Raw genomic sequence first — 20,904 nt, forward strand, 5'->3', positions numbered from 1 at the left:
CGGAGCCGTACCTCGCAAGCCGGTTGATTATTTTTCCTGGGCCTTATGTCTCGCACGCAAATTATTAATAATCGCGCTCAGATCGAGATCCTGATCCTGCAATAGCACCAGCAGGTGATAGAGCAGGTCAGAGGCTTCGTTCGTCAGTTCATGTCGATCGTTAACCGTGGCGGCCAGTGCGGTTTCCACGCCTTCTTCCCCCACTTTCTGCGCGATGCGTTTGGTGCCGCTGGCGTAAAGCTTAGCGGTATAAGAGCTGTCAGGATCGGCCTGCTTGCGGGCGGTTAAAAGCTGTTCCAGCTGATAAAGAAAAGTCCAGTCTGGCGCAGCAGGGGAGAAGCAGCTCGAGGTGCCAAGGTGGCAGGTTGGGCCGTCCGGCTGCGCCAGCACCAGCAGCGTATCGTTGTCGCAGTCGGGCGTAATGCTCGCTACATGCAGGAAATGGCCGGAGGTTTCGCCTTTGGTCCATAAACGCTGTTTGGTACGCGACCAGAAGGTCACCTTTTTTTCACTCAGCGTTTTCTGCAGTGCCTCAGGATTCATATAGCCGTGCATAAGTACTTCGCCGGAGACCTGATGCTGGACAATCACCGGCATCATGCCGTCGGTTTTCTCCCAATCCAGTTGGGAAAGCTGTTGTTCTGTTAACACGGGCGGATCTCCAGGCCTTGTTCAATCAGGAACCGTTTCAGTTCGCCGATATTGATAATTTGTTTATGGAATACCGAAGCAGCCAACGCACCGTCGACGTTGGCATCGCGGAAAGCTGCCAGGAAGTGTTCCATGGTGCCCGCGCCGCCGGACGCGATTAGCGGAACCTTGCAGACTTCGCGCACTTTTTGCAGCTGAATTAAATCGTAACCGTTGCGCACGCCATCCTGATTCATCATGTTCAGCACGATTTCTCCGGCGCCGCGCTTCTGCACTTCCTGCACCCAATCCAGCGTTTCCCACTGCGTGACCCGCGTGCGCGCTTCGTCGCCGGTATATTGATTAACGTGATATTTTCCGCTCTGTTCGTCATACCAGGTATCAATGCCGACCACGATGCACTGCACGCCAAAACGATCGGCCAGCCGCGTAATCAGCTCAGGATCGGCCAGCGCCGGTGAGTTGATGGAAATCTTGTCGGCGCCAAACGATAAAATTTGCGCCGCGTCCTCAATACTTTTAATGCCGCCGGCGACGCAGAAGGGAATATCGATCACTTCGGCCACACGCGTCACCCAGCTTTTATCCACCACGCGTCCGTCGCTGGAGGCGGTAATATCATAAAATACCAGCTCATCCGCGCCTTCTTCCGCATAACGCTGCGCCAGCGGCACAATGTCGCCGATGATTTCGTGATTGCGGAACTGTACGCCTTTGACTACCTGGCCATCGCGCACGTCGAGACAGGGGATTATCCGTTTTGCCAGCATAAAATCGCCTCCGAAACCGTGAATTTTTCTTCCAGCAGGGCGCGACCGACAATCACGCCCTGAGCGCCGCTGCCGCGCAGGGCGGCGATATCCGCCAGCGAGCCAATGCCGCCGGATGACTGAAACGCCACCTGCGGAAAGCGCGCGGAGACTTCCTGATAGAGCGTTACGTTAGAGCCACTCAGCGTGCCGTCGCGTGATATATCGGTGCAAAGAACGTGCTGCAGGCCGACAGGCAGAAACTGCTCAATAACCTGTTCCAGCGTGACGCCCGCCGCTTCCTGCCAGCCGCTGATCGCCACTTCTTTGCGATTACTGGCGTCGATGCGCACATCCAGTGCCAGTACAATGGCCTGCGCGCCGAACTCGCTAAACCAGCGCTGCACCTCTTCTGGCTGCCTGACTGCCGTCGAGCCGACCACCACGCGTGATGCGCCAGCTTCCAGCAGCGCGGCGACATCGTCGCGGCTGCGGATGCCGCCGCCAACCTGTACCGGCACCTCAACGCCCGCCAGCAGTTTTTTCAGCAGCGAAAGCTGACGCGCCGCCGGATCTTTCGCGCCGGTCAGATCCACCAGGTGCAGCAGCTGCGCGCCCTGCTGCTGATAATCCTGTAAGCGCGGCAGCGGATCGCTGCCATAATCGCGCTGCTGTGTGTAATCACCCTGATGCAACCGCACCACTTTTCCATCAATTAAATCTAACGCCGGGATAATCATCCTTACATCTCCAGGAAATTTTTCAGCAGCTGCGCGCCCGCTTTGCCGGAGCGCTCAGGGTGGAACTGGACGCCGTAGAAATTATCTTTCTGTACTGCGGCGGTAAACGGCTGGCCATACTGGCATTGGGCAATGGTATAAGCGTTCACCGGCATGGCGTAGCTGTGAACAAAGTAGAACCAGCTGTCATCTTCAATCCCGCGAAACAGATGCTCGCCCGCCTTTGGCGTCACACGGTTCCAGCCCATGTGCGGAAGCGGCAGGCCTTCATCTTTCATCAGCGCTACCGGCTGGTCGATAATGCCTAAAGTTGTTACGCCGCCATTTTCATCACTGCCGCTGCCGAGCAGCTGCATTCCAAGGCAAATGCCGAGCGTGGGTTGAGTACAGGCTTTAATCAACTCTACCAGCTTGCGCTCACGTAGCTGATCCATCGCCGCCTGAGCGGTGCCGACGCCCGGCAGAAAAAGCTTATCTGCCTGCAGCACAACATCCGCCTCGCGGCTGACCTGCGGCTGATAGCCCAGGCGCTGAACGGCCGCTTTTACCGAGGAGAGGTTAGCGCAGCCGGTATCAAGAATGACGACGTTCATCACAGCACTCCTTTCGAACTCGGCAAAGTATTGCCTTCGACGCGAATCGCCTGGCGCAGCGTACGGCCAAAGGCTTTAAACAGGCTTTCCACGCGGTGATGATCGTTTTTGCCTTTGGTTTTCAGGTGCAGCGTGCTGGCCATGGAATAGGAGAGGGAGCGGAAGAAATGTTCCACCATCTCGGTACTCAGATCGCCGACGCGCTGATAGTTGAATTCCGCCTTAAATTCCAGGTGCGGGCGGCCGGAAATATCCAGCGCGCAGCGCGCCAGGCATTCATCCATCGGCAGCACAAAGCCGAAGCGGCCGATGCCGCGCTTGTCGCCCAGCGCCTTCAGCAGCGCTTCGCCCAGCGCCAGCCCGGTATCTTCCACCGTGTGGTGATCGTCGATATAAAGGTCGCCCTTCACCTCGATATTCATGCGCAGTCCGCCGTGAGTGGCGATTTGATCCAGCATATGATCGAAGAACCCTACGCCGGTATTGATCTTGCTGCCGCCTTCGCGATCCAGCCAAACCTCGATTTCAATCTGCGTCTCTTTGGTATTGCGGTTGACCTTCGCATAGCGGTCGCGTTGGGTCAGCTTCTGGCTGATGGCGTTCCAGTCCAGACCATCCTGGCTGTAGCGTAAGCCCTGAATGCCCATGTTTTGCGCCAGCTCAATATCGGTCGCCCGATCGCCAATCACATAGCTGTTCTCTTTATCCAGCACGTTTTCAGCCAGCCAGGCTTCCACCAGTTTGGTTTTCGGCTTGCGACAGTCGCAGTTGTCGGCGGGCAGGTGCGGGCAGATAAGGATGTCGTCAAAGCGCACGCCTTGCGAAGTGAGGATCTGCATCATCAGGTTATGCGGGCCGTCAAAATCGGCCTGCGGAAAACTGGCGGTGCCGAGACCATCCTGATTGGTGATCATCACCAGCTGGTAGCCCGCCTTTTGCAACGCGAGCAGCGCCGGAATCACATCTGGCTCAAAGGCCAGCTTCTCCATGCGATCCACCTGAAAATCCTGCGGGGGCTCGCTGATAAGGGTGCCGTCGCGATCGATAAAAAGGGTTTTCTGACTCATGCTTACTCCACAATACCGGCGGCGCCGGGTAAGGCGTTCAGGGCGGCGATCAGCCGCTCGCATTCGTTTTGGGTGCCGACAGAGATGCGCAGGCAGCCGGCAAGCCCCAGGTTTTTGTTTTGATCACGCAGGATAATGCCCTGATCCCACAGCGTTTTAAAGACGGTAGCGGAGTCGGTAAAGCGCGCCAGGATATAGTTGGTTTCGCTGGGGAAAACCTGCTCTACGCAAGGCTGCTGTTGTAGCGCCGCAATCAGCCAGGCGCGGCTGGCGTTCAGTTCGATAACGTGCTGGCGCATCAGGGTAATGCCTTCCACGCTTAACGCCTGCGCGGCAATATCAGCCACCGGCGTGGAAAGCGGATAGGGGGCAATCACCTTCAGCAGTAGCTCAATTACCGCCGCGTTCGCCAGGGTAAAGCCGCAACGCAGGCCCGCCAGCGCGAAAGCTTTTGACAGTGTACGCAGCACCACCAGATGCGGATACTCAGCGATCCAGCCCGCCAGCGTCGCCTGCGGACAGAACTCAATATAGGCTTCGTCCGCTACCACCAGCGCCTTGCCGCGCGTCATTTCCAGTAGCTGGCGAATATCCTCCGCATCAATCAGGTTGCCGGTCGGGTTATTCGGGCTGCACATATAGACCAGCTTCACCCCCTCCAGCGCGTCCCTGATGGCGGGCAGGTTCAGCTGCCAGTTCTCTAAGGCGGGCACGGTGCGGTACTCCACGCCGATGGTTTCGGCGCTGACGCTATACATGCCGTAGGTGGGCGGACAGAACAGAATCGCATCCTGACCCGGCTCGCAAAACGCGCGGATCAGCAGCTCAATCCCTTCATCAGCGCCGCGGCTGACCAGCACCTGATCCGGCGCCAGTCCGGCATAGGCGGCGTAGCGCTCAATGACCTGCTTTGGTTGGCACTCCGGGTAACGGTTCAGGCTGTTCTGTGAGAGTTCAAACGGCACCGGCAGCGGATATTCATTGGCATTCAGCCAGACATCGCCGTTACCGCCAAGGCGACGCGCCGACTGATAAGGCGTCAGCGCACGCACATTAGCGCGCGCCAGTTCAGCTACATTCAGGCTCATGCTTGCTCCTTCAGCGCGGCAACGCGCAGCGTAACGGCATTTTTGTGGGCGATCAGCTGTTCCGCCGCCGCCAGCGTTTCAATGGTCGGGGCCAGGTTCAGAAAACCCTGCGGCGTCAGTTCCTGCACCGTCATGCGCTTTTGAAAATCGGCCAGCCCAAGGCTGGAGCAGGTGGCGGTATAGCCATAGGTCGGCAGAACGTGGTTGGTACCGGAGGCGTAGTCGCCCGCTGATTCCGGCGACCAGTCGCCGAGAAAGACCGAACCGGCGCTGGTTATCTGATCGACCAGTTCACGCGGCTGGCGCGTCTGGATAATCAGGTGTTCCGGCCCGTAGCGGTTAGAAATCTCAATGCACTGCTGCAAATCGCGCGTCACGATCAGCCGGCTGCTGGCGAGCGCCTGACGCGCGGTGGCAGCGCGCGGCAACTGCGCCAGCTGCGCTTCCACCGCCTCGGCCACTGCCTGCGCCAGACGGCGCGACGGCGTCAGTAAAATAACCTGTGAATCGGGGCCGTGTTCCGCCTGTGACAACAGATCGGAGGCAACAAAGGCGGGTGTAGCGTCATCATCCGCAATCACCAGTACTTCGGACGGACCAGCGGGCATATCAATCGCCGCGCCGTCGAGACGCTGACTGACCTGACGTTTGGCTTCAGTAACCCAGGCGTTGCCGGGGCCGAAAATTTTATCCACTTTCGGTACCGACTCCGTGCCGAAGGCGAGGGCGGCGATCGCCTGCGCGCCGCCGACCTGGAACACTTCCTGCACGCCGCACAGCTGGGCGGCATAGAGAATTTCATCGGCGATCGGCGGTGGCGAGCAAAGCACTATGCGTCCGCAACCGGCAATGCGCGCCGGCGTAGCCAGCATCAGCACGGTAGAGAAGAGCGGCGCCGAGCCACCGGGAATATAGAGGCCGACCGAACGAATCGGACGGGTAACCTGCTGGCAACGCACACCCGGCTGGGTTTCAACATCGACGGCGGGCAGTTGCTGGGCGCGGTGAAAAGTTTCGATATTCGCGACGGCTACCGCCATCGCCTGTTTTACATCATCATCGAGCCGTGCAGCCGCTTCGGCAATTTGCGTGGCGCTAACGCGTAGCGCATCAACCTGCGTTTTATCAAAGGCGGCGCTGTATTCACGCAGCGCGGCGTCACCCGCTGCGCGCACGCGCGCGGATAGATTGCACCGTTTGGGTAATGTTGTCCGAGGCGGAAATTGCCGGACGCGTCAGCAGCGCCTGCTGCTGGGCTTCATCGCACTGCTGCCAGTCTGTAAGCGTGTCAAAGCGGCTCATGGCGTTACTCCATCATCTTCTCAATCGGCAGCACCAGAATGGAACTGGCGCCCAGCGCTTTCAGTTTTTCCATGGTTTCCCAGAACAGGGTTTCGCTGCTGACCATATGCATTGCCAGGCGGCTTTGATCGCCTGCCAGTGGCAGCACTGTTGGACGCTCGGCGCCCGGCAACAGCGCAATCACTTCTTCCAGACGTTCGCTTGGCGCGTGCAGCATAATGTATTTCGATTCACGCGCTTTGATCACGCCCTGAATACGGGTCATCAGCTTATCGACCAATTCTTGTTTGGCGGCGGAAAGTTCGCCGTCACGCTGGATCAGCACCGCTTTTGAGCGATAGATGACTTCCACTTCACGCAGGCCGTTGGCTTCCAGCGTAGCGCCGGTTGAAACCAGATCGCAGATGGCGTCGGCCAGACCGGCGCGCGGTGCCACCTCGACGGAGCCGTTAAGCAGACAGGATTTAAAGGCGACGCCCTGTTTATCGAGATACTGTTTCAGCAGGTGAGGATAGGAGGTGGCGATACGGGAGCCTTGCAGACACTGCACGCCGGTATATTCATCATCAACCGGCATCGCCAGCGACAGGCGGCAGCCGCCGAAATCGAGGCGGCGCAGGGTAAAATAGCGCGGATCTTCGCCCTGGGCGCGGCGGTTCAGCAGCTCTTCTTCCAGCACGTTTTCACCCACAATGCCGAGGTCCACCACGCCATCCATCACCAGGCCCGGAATATCATCATCACGCACACGCAGAATATCGATGGGCATATTCTCAGCGAAGGCGATCAGGCGCTGCTGTTGCAGGTTAATTTTAATGCCGCAGCGTGCCAGCAGCTCGCGTGATTCATCGCTTAAACGACCTGATTTTTGCATAGCTATGCGTAAACGGGTGTTATCTAACATCTCTCCAGTCCTCTTGTTATCTTTCCTGTCTGTTGCAGTCAGCCAAAAAAAAGCCCCCGGAAGAAGATCTTCCGGGGGCCATTTGCGCTCTGCACCACTGGAAGATCAAATGTCTTCCAGCACACATCGCCTGAAAGACTAGTCAGGGTGATGGTGATGATGATGGTTGAACTGAACGCGTGTCATAAATTCTCTGCATGTATATTCATTTGCCTGTCAGTTAACCTAGCGGAGATAAGGCGCGTAAGCAACCGTTTTTTTCCATCCGCAATAAATCTCTTTTGCTGAGTAGATTGTCTCCTGGCGGAGCCTGACGTAGCCTTAATGTTAAATTGATAACAGAGTCAGGAGCAGCAATGAAAAAAGTCGCGATTGTAGGTCTGGGATGGCTGGGTATGCCGCTGGCGACGGCGTTAACGGCGCGCGGCTGGCAGGTAACCGGCAGCAAAACCACGCCGGACGGCGTCGAAGCGGCGCGCATGTGCGGCATTGAGAGCTGTCTGCTGGCCTTAACGCCGGAACTGGAATGCGATGCGGACGAACTGGAAGCGTTGCTGTCGGTGGATGCGCTGGTGGTGACGCTGCCCGCCAGCCGTACCGCAGAGGGCGGCGAAAACTATCTGCGCGCGGTGCAAAACCTGGTCGACAGCGCACTGGCGTTTAACGTGCCGCGCATCATTTTTACCAGCTCAACCTCCGTGTACGGCAATGCGGGAGGAATGATGAAAGAACAAAGCCCGCTGCGTCCGGTTACCGTGGCCGGCGAGACGCTGGTGGCGCTGGAAAACTGGCTGCACGATTTACCGGGCACCTCGGTAGATATTCTGCGCCTCGCCGGACTGGTTGGGCCGAAACGTCATCCGGGCCGCTTTCTGGCCGGGAAAAGCGATGTGCCGGACGGCGAACATGGCGTCAACCTGGTGCATCTGGATGATGTGGTGGAAGCGATCGCTCTGCTGCTGCAAACGCCGAAAGGCGGTCATATTTACAACCTTTGCGCGCCGCGCCATCCGGCGCGTGAGCAGTTTTATCCGGCGGTCGCGCAGCAGCTGGGACTGACGCCGCCAACCTTTTCGCCTGCCGGTAACAAGAGCGGAAAACTTATCGACGGCAGTAAAATCTGCGATGAGCTGGGATTTGAGTATCGCTATCCCGATCCGATGACCATGCCGCTGGGTTAAGACCAGCGGGGCCACAGCCGGTAAAGCTACACGCCAAGCCGGTCGCGCAGCGCATACCAGGCGGCGCCGACGGCGGTTAGCGGCACTTTAAAGCGGCGTCCGCCGGGGAAGGGCAGGTGCGGCAGGCGAGCGAAGGCATCAAAGCGTTCGGCGTCGCCGCGCAGCGTTTCCGCCACCAGCTTGCCCGCCAGATGGGTAAAGGTCACGCCGTGACCGCTGTCGCCCTGAATGTAATAGACCTGCTTATCCAGCCGTCCCAGCTGCGGCATACGGGACAGCGTCAGCAAAAAATTACCGCTCCAGCCGTGGCTGAGCTTCACGTTTTGCAGCTGAGGAAAGGTTTTTAACAGCTTAGGGCGGATCAGCGCGGCAATATCCTGCGGTTCGCGCGCGCCGTAAATCACGCCGCCGCCGTACAGCAGACGGTTATCGGCGGTTAAACGAAAATAGTCCAGCAGGTAATTACAATCTTCTACGCAGTAATTATCCGGCAGCAGCGCCAGCGCCTGGTCGGCGCTTAACGGATCGGTGGTGACAATTTGCGAGCCGCAGGGCATGCTTTTGCGGCTAAGACGCGGCTCCAGCTCCGGCGCCAGATAGGCATTGCCAGCAAAAATCACAAACTTCGCACTCACGTCGCCGCGTGCGGTTTTAACCAGATTCGGCGTGCCGTAAATCACTTTTTCCACCGCCGACTGTTCTAAATCCGTCCGCCGTGCCGACGAATAGCTTCCGCTTCGCCCAGCGCCAGATTGAGCGGATGCAGATGACCGCCGCGCCGATCCAGCAGGCCGCCCACGTAGCGCTCGGTAGCGATAGCGCGCCGGATGCCGCGCTCGTCCAGCAGCTCCAGTTGATCGTTGCCGTAGCGCTCCCACAGCCGCTGCTGCGCACGCAGATGCTGCATCTGACGGGCGTTCAGCGCCGCAAATATGCCGCCGGGACGATAGTCGCAAGCGATAGCGTAACGATCGATGCGATCGCGAATAATGTCGGCGCCTTCGAACATCATGCTGCCCAGCATCCGCGCCGCATCTGTGCCGTAGCGCTGCTCAATCACATCAATATCGCGGCTGTAGGAATTCACCACCTGGCCGCCGTTGCGGCCGCTGGCACCGAAGCCGACGCGCGCCGCCTCCAGCACCACCACGTCATAACCCGCTTCGGTTAAAAACAGCGCCGAGGAGAGACCGGTAAATCCTGCGCCGATAATACAGACATCGCACTGCACCGAGCCATCCAGCTGCGGCCAGGGCTGATGCTGATTTATCGTCGCGGCATAATAGCTGTCCACATAATTCACTGCGGTCTCCTTAATCGCTCAGAAGTTGGCGGGCGTGTGGGCGCTGACAATTCGACAGACCCGATTCGAGGTGTTACTGAAGCTGTGCGGCAGACCGGTATCGATAACGTAGCTCTGACCGGCGTGCAGCTGATAACATTGCCCGCCGATAGTCAGGGTGATTTCGCCCTCCAGCAGCGTGCCGGTCTCTTCGCCCGGATGACGGATCTTTTCTCCGGTGGTCGATCCCGGCTCATAGGTTTCCAGCAGCATTGCCAGATTATGACTGGCGTTGCCGTTATGAATCAGCTTCAGCGAGACGCCCTGGCTGCCAATATCAATCAGCTCCTGCGGCTCAATCACAATTTTGGGCGGCGTATTTTTCACCGTCTCCGAGAAAAACTCCGACAGCGACAGCCCGTATACCGTCAGCAGCTTTTGCAGCGTGCTGACCGCCGGGCTGACTTTATCCTGTTCAATCGTACTGATGGCGCTGTGCGTCAGGCCGGCAAGTTCCGCCACGCGCCGCTGTGACAAACCTAACTCCTGGCGGATCTGCGACAGACGTCGTCCGGGGGCCAGAGTCGCTTCGTTCATAGCCGTTTTTCCTTGCGATAGTGATGACAGGCGTGAATAAAAGCCTCAAACAGTTGGGATGAGGCCTCAGAGTGTTGATAGCGCCATTCAGGATGCCACTGCACGCCGATGGCAAACGGATGATTGGGCACGCTGACGGCTTCAATCACGCCATCTTCCGCTATCGCTTCCGCCTGCAGCCGCGGCCCGGTTTCCGTGATGCCCTGCTGATGCAGCGAATTAACCTGAAGCGAGGTGGCACCGCGCAGCAGATGCGCCAGCTTCCCTTCCGGCGTCAGCGTAATATGATGTGCAGGGGCATACTGTTCCTCCAGCGGCGCATCGGTGTCGGCATAGTGTTGAATCTGTTCATTTGGTAACTGACGATGTAAGACGCCGCCGGTCGCCACCACCAGCTCCTGCATACCGCGACAGATCGCCAGCAGCGGCAGGTGCAGCGCCAGCGCCCGATCGATCAACGCCAGCGCCAGCTCATCGCGCCCCGGATCGGCATGCGCTTCCTGCTCAGTACCTGCGTAGCGCCAGGGTTCGATATTACTGGGACTGCCGGGCAGCAGCAGGCCATCCAGCAAGGGCAAGGTGCGGTGGGCGATGATCTCGCCCAGGCCCGGACGATGCGGCAGGGCAATGGCAACGCCACCGGCATCCATAATGGCGTTGAGATACTTTTGATGAAGTACATAAGTGGGATGGCCCTCTTTTAAGGTGTGGCACATCACCACGCCGATCAGCGGTCTGTCCATTATTCTGTCCACGCCAACCCCGCTCCGACTGGTCAATATTTCTGACAAAAGCGCGTCAGAAACCCGAATCTGTACAATATATTTTCAATCTAGTCAGGCTTTGTTCAATATTCAAACCGCTCTGTAACATTTGCACACTTTTTGTCTTATGACTATGTTCTAAATATGGCCGTTATTTTGAGCAGCACGCACAACTTTTCTGAACGGTAAATGGCGGGTGGGATCATGACAAACCTGGTAGAAGTAGAAGACTTCACAAGACATAGTGAAGAGATGCGAACCAGCGCGTTCCAGAATGAGATAGAAGCTTATCTGGAACGCTATCCTGAAACGCAATATGTCGATATTCTGCTTAACGATCTAAACGGTATTTTTCGCGGTAAACGTATTCCGATAGACAGTCTGGCGAAGCTGGAAAAAGGCTGTTACTTCCCGGCCTCGGTCTTTGCGATGGATATTTTGGGCAACACCGTCGAGCAGGCTGGTTTAGGCCAGGCGCTGGGCGAGCCGGATAATATTTGTCTGCCCGTCGAGGGCACGCTGGTTCCTTCCGCTTCCGATCCCGACCGCATTGCTCAGCTGCTGCTGACCATGCGCAACCAAGATGGCACTCCCTTTGACGTTGAACCCCGAAATGTTCTTAACAATCTCTGGCAGCGCTTGCGCAATCGCGGATTGTTTCCGGTGGTAGCGGTAGAGCTGGAGTTCTATCTGGTCGATAAACAGCGCGATCACGACGGCTATATTCAACCGCCCTGTACGCCGGGCAGCGATGAACGCAGCATGCAGAGCCAGGTCTATTCCGTTGACAACCTCGATCATTTTGCCCATGTGCTGGGCGATATTGACCGGCTGGCACGGCTGCAGGGCATTCCCGCCGACGGCGCGCTGGCGGAGGCGTCGCCTGGTCAGTTCGAAATCAACCTGCGCCATACGCGTAACGTGCTGAGCGCCTGCGATCATGCGCTCCAGCTAAAAAGGCTGATTCGTCAGGTTGCGGAAAATCACGGCATGACCGCCACCTTTATGGCGAAACCCTATGAAGAGTACGCTGGCAGCGGAATGCACGTGCATATCAGCATGCTGGATACCGCCGATCACAACGCCTTCGCCTGTGACGACGGCAGCGATTCGCCGTTAATGAAGCGCGCGCTGGCTGGCATGATCGATCTGATGCCAGCCTCGATGGCGCTGCTGGCACCGAACGTCAACGCCTATCGCCGTTTTTGTCCTGAATCCTGGGTACCGATGCAGGCCTCCTGGGGCCATAACAACCGCACCGTCGCGCTGCGCATTCCCTGCGGCGACCTGGAAAACCGCCGCGTGGAATATCGCGTGGCTGGCGCCGACGCCAACCCCTGGCTGGTGATGTCGGCAATTTTCGCCGGTATCCTGCACGGACTGGATAATCAGCTGCCGCTTCCGCCGCCGGTGACCGGTAATGGCCATAACGCACAGGGCGCGCCGTTGCCGGTACGCCAGAGTGAAGCGCTGGATATTTTCGCCCGCAATCGGGCATTACAGGATCTGTTGGGCGAGCGTTTTAGCTTTGTCTGGCACAGCTGCAAACATCATGAACTGATGCAGTTTGAACGGCTGATCACTGCGACAGAGATTGACTGGATGTTAAAAAATGCCTGAGGCTTTTCTTTGCCTGCCGGGTAATGTTTTTTGCCGACGTTAATGACAGTAAAAGAAATTGTATCTGAAGGTCACAACATCTTGTCATCGACCTGACAGCAGGGCAAAATATGCGCCCTGCAAAAAAGGAAAATAACCGGCGCTTCAGGCGTCGGTTATTTTTTTGCATTTAATCAGACTCATTCATACAAGAGGCCGGTCGGCGTACCGGATAGATACACATATAAAACACGTTCACCGTGTAGTTTTGAGGAAAACAAGATGGGGCAACTCGCTAACTTCGCACTGGCTTTCGCCGGTGTCCGACTCCGTGATGACTATGGTGCCAACGGCTCTGCCGTCCACGCTCTTTCGCTCACGCCTCTGAAAATGATTTCTCGCTTAGCGCGAAGTTTCCCTGTGGTCCGCCTTAATCAGGCCGCCGCTATGGGGGGACAACGCCATGACGCATAATGTTAATGCTGAACAGCCACGCACCCATCTGAAAAAAACGCTGACATTATTACCTGTGGTAATGATCGGCCTGGCCTATATCCAGCCAATGACGCTGTTTGATACGTTCGGTATCGTATCCGGCCTGACCGGCGGCCACGTTGCTACCGCCTATGCCTTTGCGCTGATCGCTATCCTGTTTACTGCGCTGAGCTACGGTAAGCTGGTAAACCGCTTCCCATCTGCGGGCTCCGCTTATACCTACGCGCAGAAAACCATTAGCCCGCACGTTGGCTTTATGGTGGGCTGGGCATCGCTGCTTGATTATCTGTTTATGCCGATGATCAACATTCTGCTGGCGAAAATCTATTTTGAAGCACTGCTGCCGGGCATTCCGTCCTGGATTTTTGTGGTGCTGTTGGTGGGCTTTATGACCCTGACCAACCTGCGCGGTATTAAAACCGTCGCCAACTTTAATAGCGTTATCGTCATTATGCAGGTCGCGGTGATTATCGCGCTGGTCTGTATGGTGATTTATGGCGTGGCGCACGGCGAAGGCGCGGGCACGCTGGTCAGCAGCCGTCCGTTCTGGTCGGAAGATGCGCACGTGGTGCCGATGATTACCGGTGCGACGATACTTTGCTTCTCGTTCCTCGGCTTTGACGGTATCAGCTCGCTCTCGGAAGAGACCAAAGATGCTGAGCGCGTCATCCCGAAAGCGATTTTCCTGACGGCGCTGGTCGGCGGCATCATCTTTATCGCGGTGTCGTACTTCCTGCAGCTCTATTTCCCGGATATTTCGCGCTTTAAAGACCCCGATGCTTCACAGCCGGAAATCATGCTTTACGTGGCGGGTAAAACCTTCCAGTTCGGCATTCTGATCTTCTCCTGCGTAACGGTGCTGGCTTCCGGCATGGCGGCGCATGCGGGCGTGAGCCGTCTGATGTACGTTATGGGCCGCGACGGTGTGTTCCCGGAGCGCTTCTTCGGCTATGTGCATCCGAAATGGCGTACGCCAGCGCTGAACGTGGTGCTGGTGGGCGCAATTGCCCTGCTGGCAATCCGCTTTGACCTGGTCACCGCCACTGCGCTGGTTAACTTCGGCGCGCTGGTGGCGTTTACCTTCGTTAACCTGTCGGTAATCGCCCAGTTCTGGATCCGTGAGAAGCGCTACAAAACGCTGAAGGATAACTTCAACTATCTGGTGCTGCCGCTGTGCGGCGCGCTGACGGTGGGTGCGCTGTGGATTAACCTCGAAGAGAGTTCGATGGTGCTGGGGCTGATTTGGGCAGCGGTAGGGATTATCTATCTCGCCGTGGTGACCCGCAGCTTCCGCAACCCGGTGCCGCAGTATAGCGAAGAGTCGCTCTGATTCTTCCTGAAGCGCTAAAGTAGAGTGAGGCCAGACAGCAGTCTGGCCTTTTTTATGGCGCGAACAGGGCCGTTGCCTGTTTAGCGCTGGAGAGAGCGAACATCAACCATTATCCGTCACTGCTCCGGTAAGTCAGCGAAAAGGCTACTTTCGGACATTTCCGACTAAAGCAAAAGACCTTGTAACCGGCTGCGCGCTTCGTTAACCTGCGCCAGCAATTACTGCCTGAATGAATGGAGTTGGCAATGTTTAAAAAAGTAGTGGTAAGCAGCGCGCTGGCGCTGGCAATGGCAGCGGGTTCGGCCCAGGCTATCGAAGGCAGCGTTGATGTGGGTGAGCATTACACCAACCTGAACGTTGGACTGGGAACCACGTCACCGGGCCTGAGCCTCTCTGGTAACTGGATGCGCAGCGACCACGATGGCGATGTTTCTGGTCTGCGTCTGGGTTATAACGTTGAAATCGGCTCAATTTTCCTGACGCCGGGCATCAAGGCGATGTGGATCGATCCGGAAGATGGTAAAGATGGCTTTGCTGCTGCGGTAGGCGCTGGCGTCAGCATTCCGGTAACCAAAATGATCGGTCTGTACGGTGAATATTACTACTCGCCGGAAGCCTTCACCGATCACCTGGACAGTTATCAGGAAGCCTCCGGCGGCATCAGCTTTACGCCGATCTCACTGCTGAACGTGCGCGTGGGCTATAAATATGCTGAGCTGAATAATAAAGGCGATCGTAAGGATAACGTACTGGCCGACGGCCCTTACATCGGCGCCTCTCTGCGCTTCTGATCGCTGGTTTAACAGTAAAAATAAACCGTGACCTAAAAGCGGGATACTCAGCGAAGAAGGGGCGGTTTTATTATTTACTGAATAAGAAATGAAAAAAGGGTCTCCAGGAGATCCTTTTTTCGTTTGTAGCATTACCCGTAAAACTGTGCTGAATTTTGGCGCCATCCAGCCCAGCGAAACGGCTTTTTCACGACACCAGTTCGCGCGCGTAATCGTACAGCGCCTTCAGCTGGGCCATTTTCTCTTTATCGCCATCATGCAGATTCGCCAGCGATTCCAGCTCCAGCAGGAAAGACTCAATACGTTCACTGTTTAAAGCTTTACGGCGATGCTGCAACCAGCGCTGCTGTTCGCTGTCGTCCAGTGTGCCGGGAAAATTGCGCGCCCGGTAGCGGAACAGCAGCTGGGCGATGCGCCCATCGTTAAAGGTCAGATCGAGCGCGGGCAGGTTAGCTGGCGCCGTTTGCAGAATAATGTTCATTGCCGATTTATCGGCATCGCTAAAAAAGCCGTTATAGATTTGCGCGTCAACATCCTCTGACGGCGTAAACGGCTCTGCGTCGGCATAGAGCGCGACCACTTTTTCGCGTACTTCCGTATGCTGACGCAGCAGCGCCAGATTATCCAGGCAGCGCTGACGATCGATGCCGAGGCGCGCCGCATCTTCCGGGCGCAGCGTATTCGCTGGCGCCACCACCGGACATTTATTGATATGCAGCAGCTTGATTGGCACGGCGGCCAGCGAGCCCAGTTCCTGACGCGGCGTATAAAGGCGTTCGCGCAGCGCATCGGCATCCAGCTCCAGCAGCGGCGAAATATCACCGGCCAGGTCGCAGACAATCAGCGCATTGCGGTTTTCGGGATGCCAGGCCAGCGGCGCTATCCAGCTGGTATTACCTCTGAGCGCGCCAAACATGCCGGAGATATGCATCAGCGGCTTCATTTGCGGAATATCGATCAGCGTATTGATTTTCTGTTTGGTACGGTGGCTAAACAGAAAATCGAACAGCTTCGGTTGCTTCTCTTTGACCAGCTTCGCCATGGCGATGGTGGCATAGACATCGGACATCGCATCATGTGCCTGGCTGTGTTCCACACCGTTGGCTTTGGTGAGATGCTCCAGCTTAAAGCTTGGCAGGCCATCTTCATTTTCCGGCCAGTTAATGCCTTCCGGGCGCAGCGCGTAGCAGGCGCGCATCACATCCAGCAAATCCCAGCGCGAATTGCCGTTTTGCCAGCTCCAGGCGTAAGGATCGTAGAAGTTGCGATAGAAAATATTGCGTGTCACTTCGTCGTCGAAGCGCACATTGTTGTAGCCCACCACACAGGTGTTTTCGACGGTGAAAAGCGCATGGATACGGCGCGCAAACTCTGCTTCATTTACGCCACGCGCTTTCGCCATCTGCGGCGTAATACCGGTTATCATCACCGCTTCCGGCTGCGGCAGATAATCATCGGCAGGCTGGCAGTAAAACACCTCCGGTTCGCCGATAATATTGAAATCCATATCGGTGCGGATACCGGCAAACTGCGCGGGACGATCCAGCGCCGGACTTTTACCGAAGGTCTCATAATCGTGGAAGAGGAAGGTGGGTTGCTTTTGAGTATTGCTCACTGTTTTTGATTTCCTCTTTTTGTTCTTTAAAATCATTTAGCTGGATGGTCAGAGCGCTGTTACCTGTTCTTTGCTGATTCTACTTTTCATATCAGTTTTCTGTTGCGTAACTGGAAATGAGGTCATAACTGACATTTTCCTGAGTACAGAAAACTATCATGGCAATCAGCGGCACTAAGCTACGGTCTCTTCATGGTAAACCATATTCCGGCCCACCAGAAATAACTGATTCGGACGATTGGCAATTGGCTGGTGTATTCGTCGTTAATTTGTCCGGGCGCCAGAACTAAGGTTGTTGCAACCCTACCTGCTATCCCACATACGGCCGGGAAGATGTGTTCAGCCGTCATCTCATTATCCAGACGTATCTTTCGATCAATCAACGCTGATCTTACTGACGAGCCTGGCGGTAGATGGTTAATAAACAAGCCGTCTGATGGCGGTTTTTTATTGAACCCTCTCGGCAGGATAACGGTTAGCCATGCTGTGAAGCGTCGCGAAGCTGGTTTAGACTGTGGTTCAGGAGGGATATATGCAGTTGAAAGGTAAATTTGAAGAATACACAGAAACAGAGTTCACTCAGCTTATAACTGAAATCCTCAGCGCTGAAGGCGGTGAGGTTTATCAGGATGCGCTACTGGAAAATTTTATCACCGTAGCTGAACACCCTGATGGCTCTGACCTGATTTATTACAACGATAATGATGATATCACCCCGCAACAGCTCGTAGATGTCATTAAGCGCTGGCGTAGGGACAACGGCAAGCCCGGCTTTAAACAGGAGCTTTAAGATGAGTCAGGCACTTTTACAGCTTGCGAAAGATTTTATCGCTGGAAAAATGACCGCAGATGAATTTGCTGATCCCTATCAAGAAAAATGGAAAGCTGAGCGTGACAGCGGTTTATCAGGAAAAGACCCTGCTGAACTAAATGAGAAGCTGTCCACGTTGTTCTGCCTGGCCGATCAATATAATCCCGAACAAGACTGTCATTATTCAGAGTTTGATGCAAATGAGTTAAAAAAGCGGGTCAGTGAATTACTTAAATGACCGCATGAAGCCGCCTTCGGGCGGTTTTTTATGCCTTATTAAAAGAGAACTATACACATTTGGCCGCAGCCAACCGTCAGCTTAAAACGTCATCATCCCGACTGAGACGAAATAGGCATCGAGACAGGGAATCTGTTTAATCTGATGAACAGACAATGGCGATAAACACGCAGTGAAAATAATGACGCGTATTTTTTTATTTATATCGGTACTATTTTTCCTTTTTATTGAGGAGAGGGGCATGAAGAAAATTTTATAAAATAAAGCGTAAGCAACATCGCCTGTATATATTCCAGTAAAATTAATTTTTATCCCGCAAGACAGTTCAGGACGTGCGTTTTCATTGGCATGCTCTTGAATATGCAGTGGGAACAAGACCCATATTGCTTTTTCGGGATAAGCATCGATATATGCTGTTAAACTCTATCGCCATAAGTTTCTGTTGAATTGAACCATTAACAGCGGGATTAATGTGCGTTTGCTGGTGGCTTAGGCAGGGTGATAAAGGCGGGTTATAAATTCGCCTTGAACCATAAAGATTTTATTTTTAAACAGCGAAGAATGCAGAAGCGCACGAGTACATCAGATGCGATTCAGCCGGAATAACGGCCTGCCGTAACAGGCCGTTTATGGTTCACAACGCCTTAGCGCAGCGCGCCGGAGGTCTCTACCGGCACCGCGCACGGCTCCATCTCAATGGGAATGCTTTTATACGCCGGAATGCCGCTTTGCGTATCATGACTATCGAGCGGCACCATCACGTTGGCTTCGGGATAGTAAGCGCCTACCGAACCTTGCGCCATATCCAGCACGACGATCGTCAGGTTATCCATACGTCGTGAAGTGCGCTGGCCTTCTGGATCGAGCGCAATAATATTCACCTTATCGCCCACTCGCAGCTGGCGTTTTTCCGCTTCGGCAGCGCTGATAAACAGCACGTCGCGCCGTCCGGTTACGCCGCGATAGCGATCGTTCAGACCGTACAGCGTGGTGTTGTACTGATCGTGGCTACGCAGAGTGGTCAGCACCAGATCGTGACACTTCAGCGAGCGGGGATCTTCGTTAATGCCTTCCATCACCATAAACTGCGCCCGTCCTGAAGGCGTATTCCATACGCGTTCGGAAGCGGCGTTGCGCAGGCGAAAACCGCCTGGCTCCATAATGCGCCGGTTGTAATCCTTAAAGTCAGGGAAGACCGCTTCGATCGCCTCGCGAATAAAGCAGTAATCGCCAATCATCCGATCCCAGTCCACTTTGCTGTTGGGCAGCGTTGCTTTCGCCAGTCCGGCGACAATAGCCGGTTCCGATTTCAGCAGCGGCGAGGCGGGTTTTAACATGCCGCGCGAGGCGTGAACCATCGACATGGAATCTTCGACGGTAATGCTCTGTTCGCCGGATGCCTGCACATCCTGTTCAGTACGGCCCAGCACCGGCAAAATATAGTTATGGCGACCCAGCAGCAAATGCGAGCGGTTTAATTTGGTCGCCATATGTACCACCAGATCCAGCTTGCGCATTGCCGCAAAGGTGGCTTGCGGATCGGACATCGCTTCGGCCAGGTTGCCGCCGAGACAGAGCAGCGCTTTGGCTTTGCCGTCGCGCATCGCCTGAATCGCCGCAACCGCGCCGTGACCGTGATGCTGCGGCGGTTTAAAGCCAAACACCTTTTCAATACTGTCGAGCAGCTTTTGCGACGGAATTTCCGTAATACCGACGGTGCGGTCGCCCTGCACATTGGAGTGCCCGCGCAGCGGACAAATGCCGGCGCCGCGCTTGCCGATATTGCCGCGCATCAATAACAAGTTGGCAATCTGCTGCACATTCTGCGTGCCGTACTGATGCTGCGTAATGCCCATGCCGTAGCAGATAATGGTTTTTTCCGCGTTGGCATACAGGCGAGCAACGTTCAGGATCTCTTTGTAATCCATCCCGGAAACTTTCAGAATATGCGACCAGTCGGTGGCATCCAGATCCTGCTTCAGTGCTGCAAAGCCTTCGGTATGTTCACGAATAAACTGCTCGTCGATCACGCCCGGCTCGCCTGCCTGCAGCGCACGTTCATGCATCGCCAGCAGCGCTTTCATTACCCCTTTTAGCATCGCGGCATCGCCGCCAACCCGGACTTTATAATACGTCGAGGCCAGCGGCGTGGAGCCCAGCGACAGCATCTCAATCGGGCTTTGCGGCGAGGTAAAACGCTCCAGTCCGCGTTCGCGCAGCGGGTTAATCGCTACGATGGTCGCGCCGCGTTTAGAAACTTCACGCAGCGTACCCAGCATGCGTGGATGGTTGGTACCGGGATTATGGCCAATACAGATGACTAAATCGCAGTGGTCAAAATCTTCCAGTTCGACCGTACCTTTACCGACGCCGATGGACTGCGGCAGGCCGACGCTAGTGGGTTCGTGGCACATATTTGAGCAGTCGGGGAAGTTATTAGTGCCATATTCACGGGCAAACAGCTGGTAGAGAAAGGCGGCCTCATTGGAGGCGCGACCGGAGGTGTAAAACTCAACGCTGTCCGGGTCGTCATAGCTTTGCAAACGTTCGCCGATTTCACGAAAGGCGAGTTCCCACGAAATGGGCTGATAAGTATCACTGGCGGCATCGTATTTCATTGGATGCGTTAAGCGTCCTTCACCTTCCAGTTCAAAGGCGTTGCGCTGCCACAGTTCACTTACGGTATGCGCGGCGAAAAATTCTGGCGTGGTGCGTTTGCTGGTGGCTTCCCACGAAACCGCTTTGGCACCGTTTTCGCAGAATTCAAAAGAGGAGGCGTGGCGTGGATCGGGCCAGGCGCAGCCGGGGCAATCGAACCCCTGCGGCTGATTCACTTTAAACAGTGCGATGACATCCTGCTTTACTGACATTTGCCCACGTAGCGCATCGGCTACCGCTTTAAGCGCGCCCCAGCCGCCAGCCGATCCGCCATAAGGTGCAATACCAATTGTTCGATTATCTTTTCTCATAACTCTCTGCATTTGTTTTAAACCTGTTACTAAAGCGTAGGTCACTTCGTCCGGCAGGCAGGAAAAAAAGGATCTAATTGCTTTCGAAATATTACAAGGGCAGGCGCGCACGCAGCAGGAGATAAATTGCGTAATGAT

At 55.6% G+C, this 20,904-nt stretch carries 18 protein-coding genes, 3 pseudogenes and 1 other annotated feature; of the genes and pseudogenes, 7 read left to right on the top strand and 14 right to left on the bottom strand.

Annotated features, from left to right (window positions below):
* Positions 1-27: 27 nt before the first annotated feature.
* The 9 genes and pseudogenes from hisIE to hisL all read right to left on the bottom strand — a co-directional run bounded on the left by hisIE (position 28) and on the right by hisL (position 7,280).
* Positions 28-651 (bottom strand): bifunctional phosphoribosyl-AMP cyclohydrolase/phosphoribosyl-ATP diphosphatase HisIE, encoded by a 624-nt coding sequence (hisIE, locus tag P3C52_RS10280; RefSeq protein WP_275554911.1) that lies wholly within the window; start codon positions 649-651, stop codon positions 28-30.
* On the bottom strand, positions 645-1,421 hold the full coding sequence (gene hisF, locus P3C52_RS10285; RefSeq protein ID WP_275554912.1) for an imidazole glycerol phosphate synthase subunit HisF: 777 nt from the start codon (positions 1,419-1,421) through the stop codon (positions 645-647). The genes hisIE and hisF overlap by 7 nt, the downstream gene beginning before the upstream one ends.
* A complete protein-coding gene (gene hisA / locus P3C52_RS10290; RefSeq protein WP_275554913.1) occupies positions 1,403-2,140 on the bottom strand; it encodes a 1-(5-phosphoribosyl)-5-[(5-phosphoribosylamino)methylideneamino]imidazole-4-carboxamide isomerase in 738 nt (245 codons plus the stop codon). The genes hisF and hisA overlap by 19 nt, the downstream gene beginning before the upstream one ends.
* 2 nt (positions 2,141-2,142) lie before the next feature.
* Positions 2,143-2,733 carry an imidazole glycerol phosphate synthase subunit HisH gene (gene hisH / locus P3C52_RS10295; protein ID WP_275554914.1) on the bottom strand — a complete coding sequence of 197 codons (591 nt, stop codon included), beginning with the start codon at positions 2,731-2,733 and terminating at the stop codon, positions 2,143-2,145.
* The gene (hisB, locus tag P3C52_RS10300; RefSeq protein ID WP_275554915.1) at positions 2,733-3,800 is read right to left on the bottom strand and encodes a bifunctional histidinol-phosphatase/imidazoleglycerol-phosphate dehydratase HisB; all 1,068 of its coding nucleotides are present in this window, start codon (positions 3,798-3,800) and stop codon (positions 2,733-2,735) included. The genes hisH and hisB overlap by 1 nt, the downstream gene beginning before the upstream one ends.
* 2 nt (positions 3,801-3,802) lie before the next feature.
* Entirely contained in the window at positions 3,803-4,888 is a 1,086-nt protein-coding gene (hisC, locus tag P3C52_RS10305; protein WP_275554916.1) for a histidinol-phosphate transaminase, read from the bottom strand.
* Positions 4,885-6,190 (bottom strand): annotated as a pseudogene (gene hisD, locus P3C52_RS10310) (histidinol dehydrogenase). Before hisD ends, hisC begins: the two are co-directional and overlap by 4 nt.
* Before the next feature lie 4 nt (positions 6,191-6,194).
* Entirely contained in the window at positions 6,195-7,094 is a 900-nt protein-coding gene (gene hisG / locus P3C52_RS10315; protein ID WP_275554917.1) for an ATP phosphoribosyltransferase, read from the bottom strand.
* Positions 7,095-7,138: 44 nt separating this feature from the next.
* Positions 7,139-7,257: a sequence feature (His leader region), on the bottom strand.
* Positions 7,233-7,280 carry a his operon leader peptide gene (gene hisL / locus P3C52_RS10320; RefSeq protein WP_100396937.1) on the bottom strand — a complete coding sequence of 16 codons (48 nt, stop codon included), beginning with the start codon at positions 7,278-7,280 and terminating at the stop codon, positions 7,233-7,235. Its footprint overlaps the feature before it by 25 nt.
* 170 nt (positions 7,281-7,450) lie before the next feature.
* Between hisL and P3C52_RS10325 the strand changes: the two genes are divergently transcribed.
* Positions 7,451-8,275, top strand: coding sequence for an SDR family oxidoreductase (locus P3C52_RS10325; RefSeq protein ID WP_275554918.1), 825 nt, complete (start codon positions 7,451-7,453; stop codon positions 8,273-8,275).
* Positions 8,276-8,301: 26 nt separating this feature from the next.
* Here the strand turns inward: P3C52_RS10325 and P3C52_RS10330 are convergent.
* The 3 genes and pseudogenes from P3C52_RS10330 to puuD all read right to left on the bottom strand — a co-directional run bounded on the left by P3C52_RS10330 (position 8,302) and on the right by puuD (position 10,909).
* Positions 8,302-9,578: pseudogene (locus P3C52_RS10330) on the bottom strand (FAD-binding oxidoreductase).
* 18 nt (positions 9,579-9,596) lie between these two features.
* Positions 9,597-10,154 (bottom strand): HTH-type transcriptional regulator PuuR, encoded by a 558-nt coding sequence (puuR, locus tag P3C52_RS10335; RefSeq protein WP_275554919.1) that lies wholly within the window; start codon positions 10,152-10,154, stop codon positions 9,597-9,599.
* Positions 10,151-10,909, bottom strand: coding sequence for a gamma-glutamyl-gamma-aminobutyrate hydrolase (gene puuD / locus P3C52_RS10340; protein ID WP_275554920.1), 759 nt, complete (start codon positions 10,907-10,909; stop codon positions 10,151-10,153). Before puuD ends, puuR begins: the two co-directional genes overlap by 4 nt.
* A 210-nt stretch (positions 10,910-11,119) precedes the next feature.
* Here puuD and P3C52_RS10345 point away from each other — a divergent pair, with 210 nt between their 5' ends.
* From P3C52_RS10345 to P3C52_RS10355, 3 genes are all read left to right on the top strand, one after another.
* Complete coding sequence (locus P3C52_RS10345) at positions 11,120-12,538, top strand: glutamine synthetase family protein (RefSeq protein WP_275554938.1); 1,419 nt, start codon at positions 11,120-11,122, stop codon at positions 12,536-12,538.
* Positions 12,539-12,980: 442 nt separating this feature from the next.
* Positions 12,981-14,342: an APC family permease gene (locus tag P3C52_RS10350; RefSeq protein WP_275554921.1), complete on the top strand. Its 1,362-nt coding sequence runs from the start codon at positions 12,981-12,983 to the stop codon at positions 14,340-14,342.
* A 245-nt stretch (positions 14,343-14,587) separates the two neighbouring features.
* Complete coding sequence (locus tag P3C52_RS10355; RefSeq protein ID WP_275554922.1) at positions 14,588-15,133, top strand: YfaZ family outer membrane protein; 546 nt, start codon at positions 14,588-14,590, stop codon at positions 15,131-15,133.
* Between the two features lie 187 nt (positions 15,134-15,320).
* Here the strand turns inward: P3C52_RS10355 and sbcB are convergent, their stop codons facing one another.
* Positions 15,321-16,748, bottom strand: a complete 1,428-nt coding sequence (gene sbcB / locus P3C52_RS10360; protein ID WP_275554923.1) for an exodeoxyribonuclease I — start codon at positions 16,746-16,748, stop codon at positions 15,321-15,323.
* Positions 16,749-16,906: 158 nt separating this feature from the next.
* Between sbcB and P3C52_RS10365 the strand changes: the two are divergent.
* The 3 genes and pseudogenes from P3C52_RS10365 to P3C52_RS10375 form a co-directional block, all read left to right on the top strand.
* Positions 16,907-16,984, top strand: a pseudogene (locus P3C52_RS10365) (hypothetical protein); the annotation flags it as partial.
* A 296-nt stretch (positions 16,985-17,280) separates the two neighbouring features.
* Complete coding sequence (locus tag P3C52_RS10370; RefSeq protein WP_275554924.1) at positions 17,281-17,538, top strand: bacteriocin immunity protein; 258 nt, start codon at positions 17,281-17,283, stop codon at positions 17,536-17,538.
* A gap of 1 nt (position 17,539) precedes the next feature.
* Positions 17,540-17,797: a colicin immunity domain-containing protein gene (locus P3C52_RS10375; protein ID WP_275554925.1), complete on the top strand. Its 258-nt coding sequence runs from the start codon at positions 17,540-17,542 to the stop codon at positions 17,795-17,797.
* Between the two features lie 644 nt (positions 17,798-18,441).
* Here P3C52_RS10375 and P3C52_RS10380 read toward each other — a convergent pair.
* Complete coding sequence (locus tag P3C52_RS10380; protein WP_275554926.1) at positions 18,442-20,766, bottom strand: FdhF/YdeP family oxidoreductase; 2,325 nt, start codon at positions 20,764-20,766, stop codon at positions 18,442-18,444.
* Between the last annotated feature and the right edge of the window lie 138 nt (positions 20,767-20,904).

The organism is Mixta sp. Marseille-Q2659, assembly GCF_940807255.1.
In the GTDB taxonomy this organism is placed as follows: Bacteria; Pseudomonadota; Gammaproteobacteria; order Enterobacterales; family Enterobacteriaceae; genus Mixta.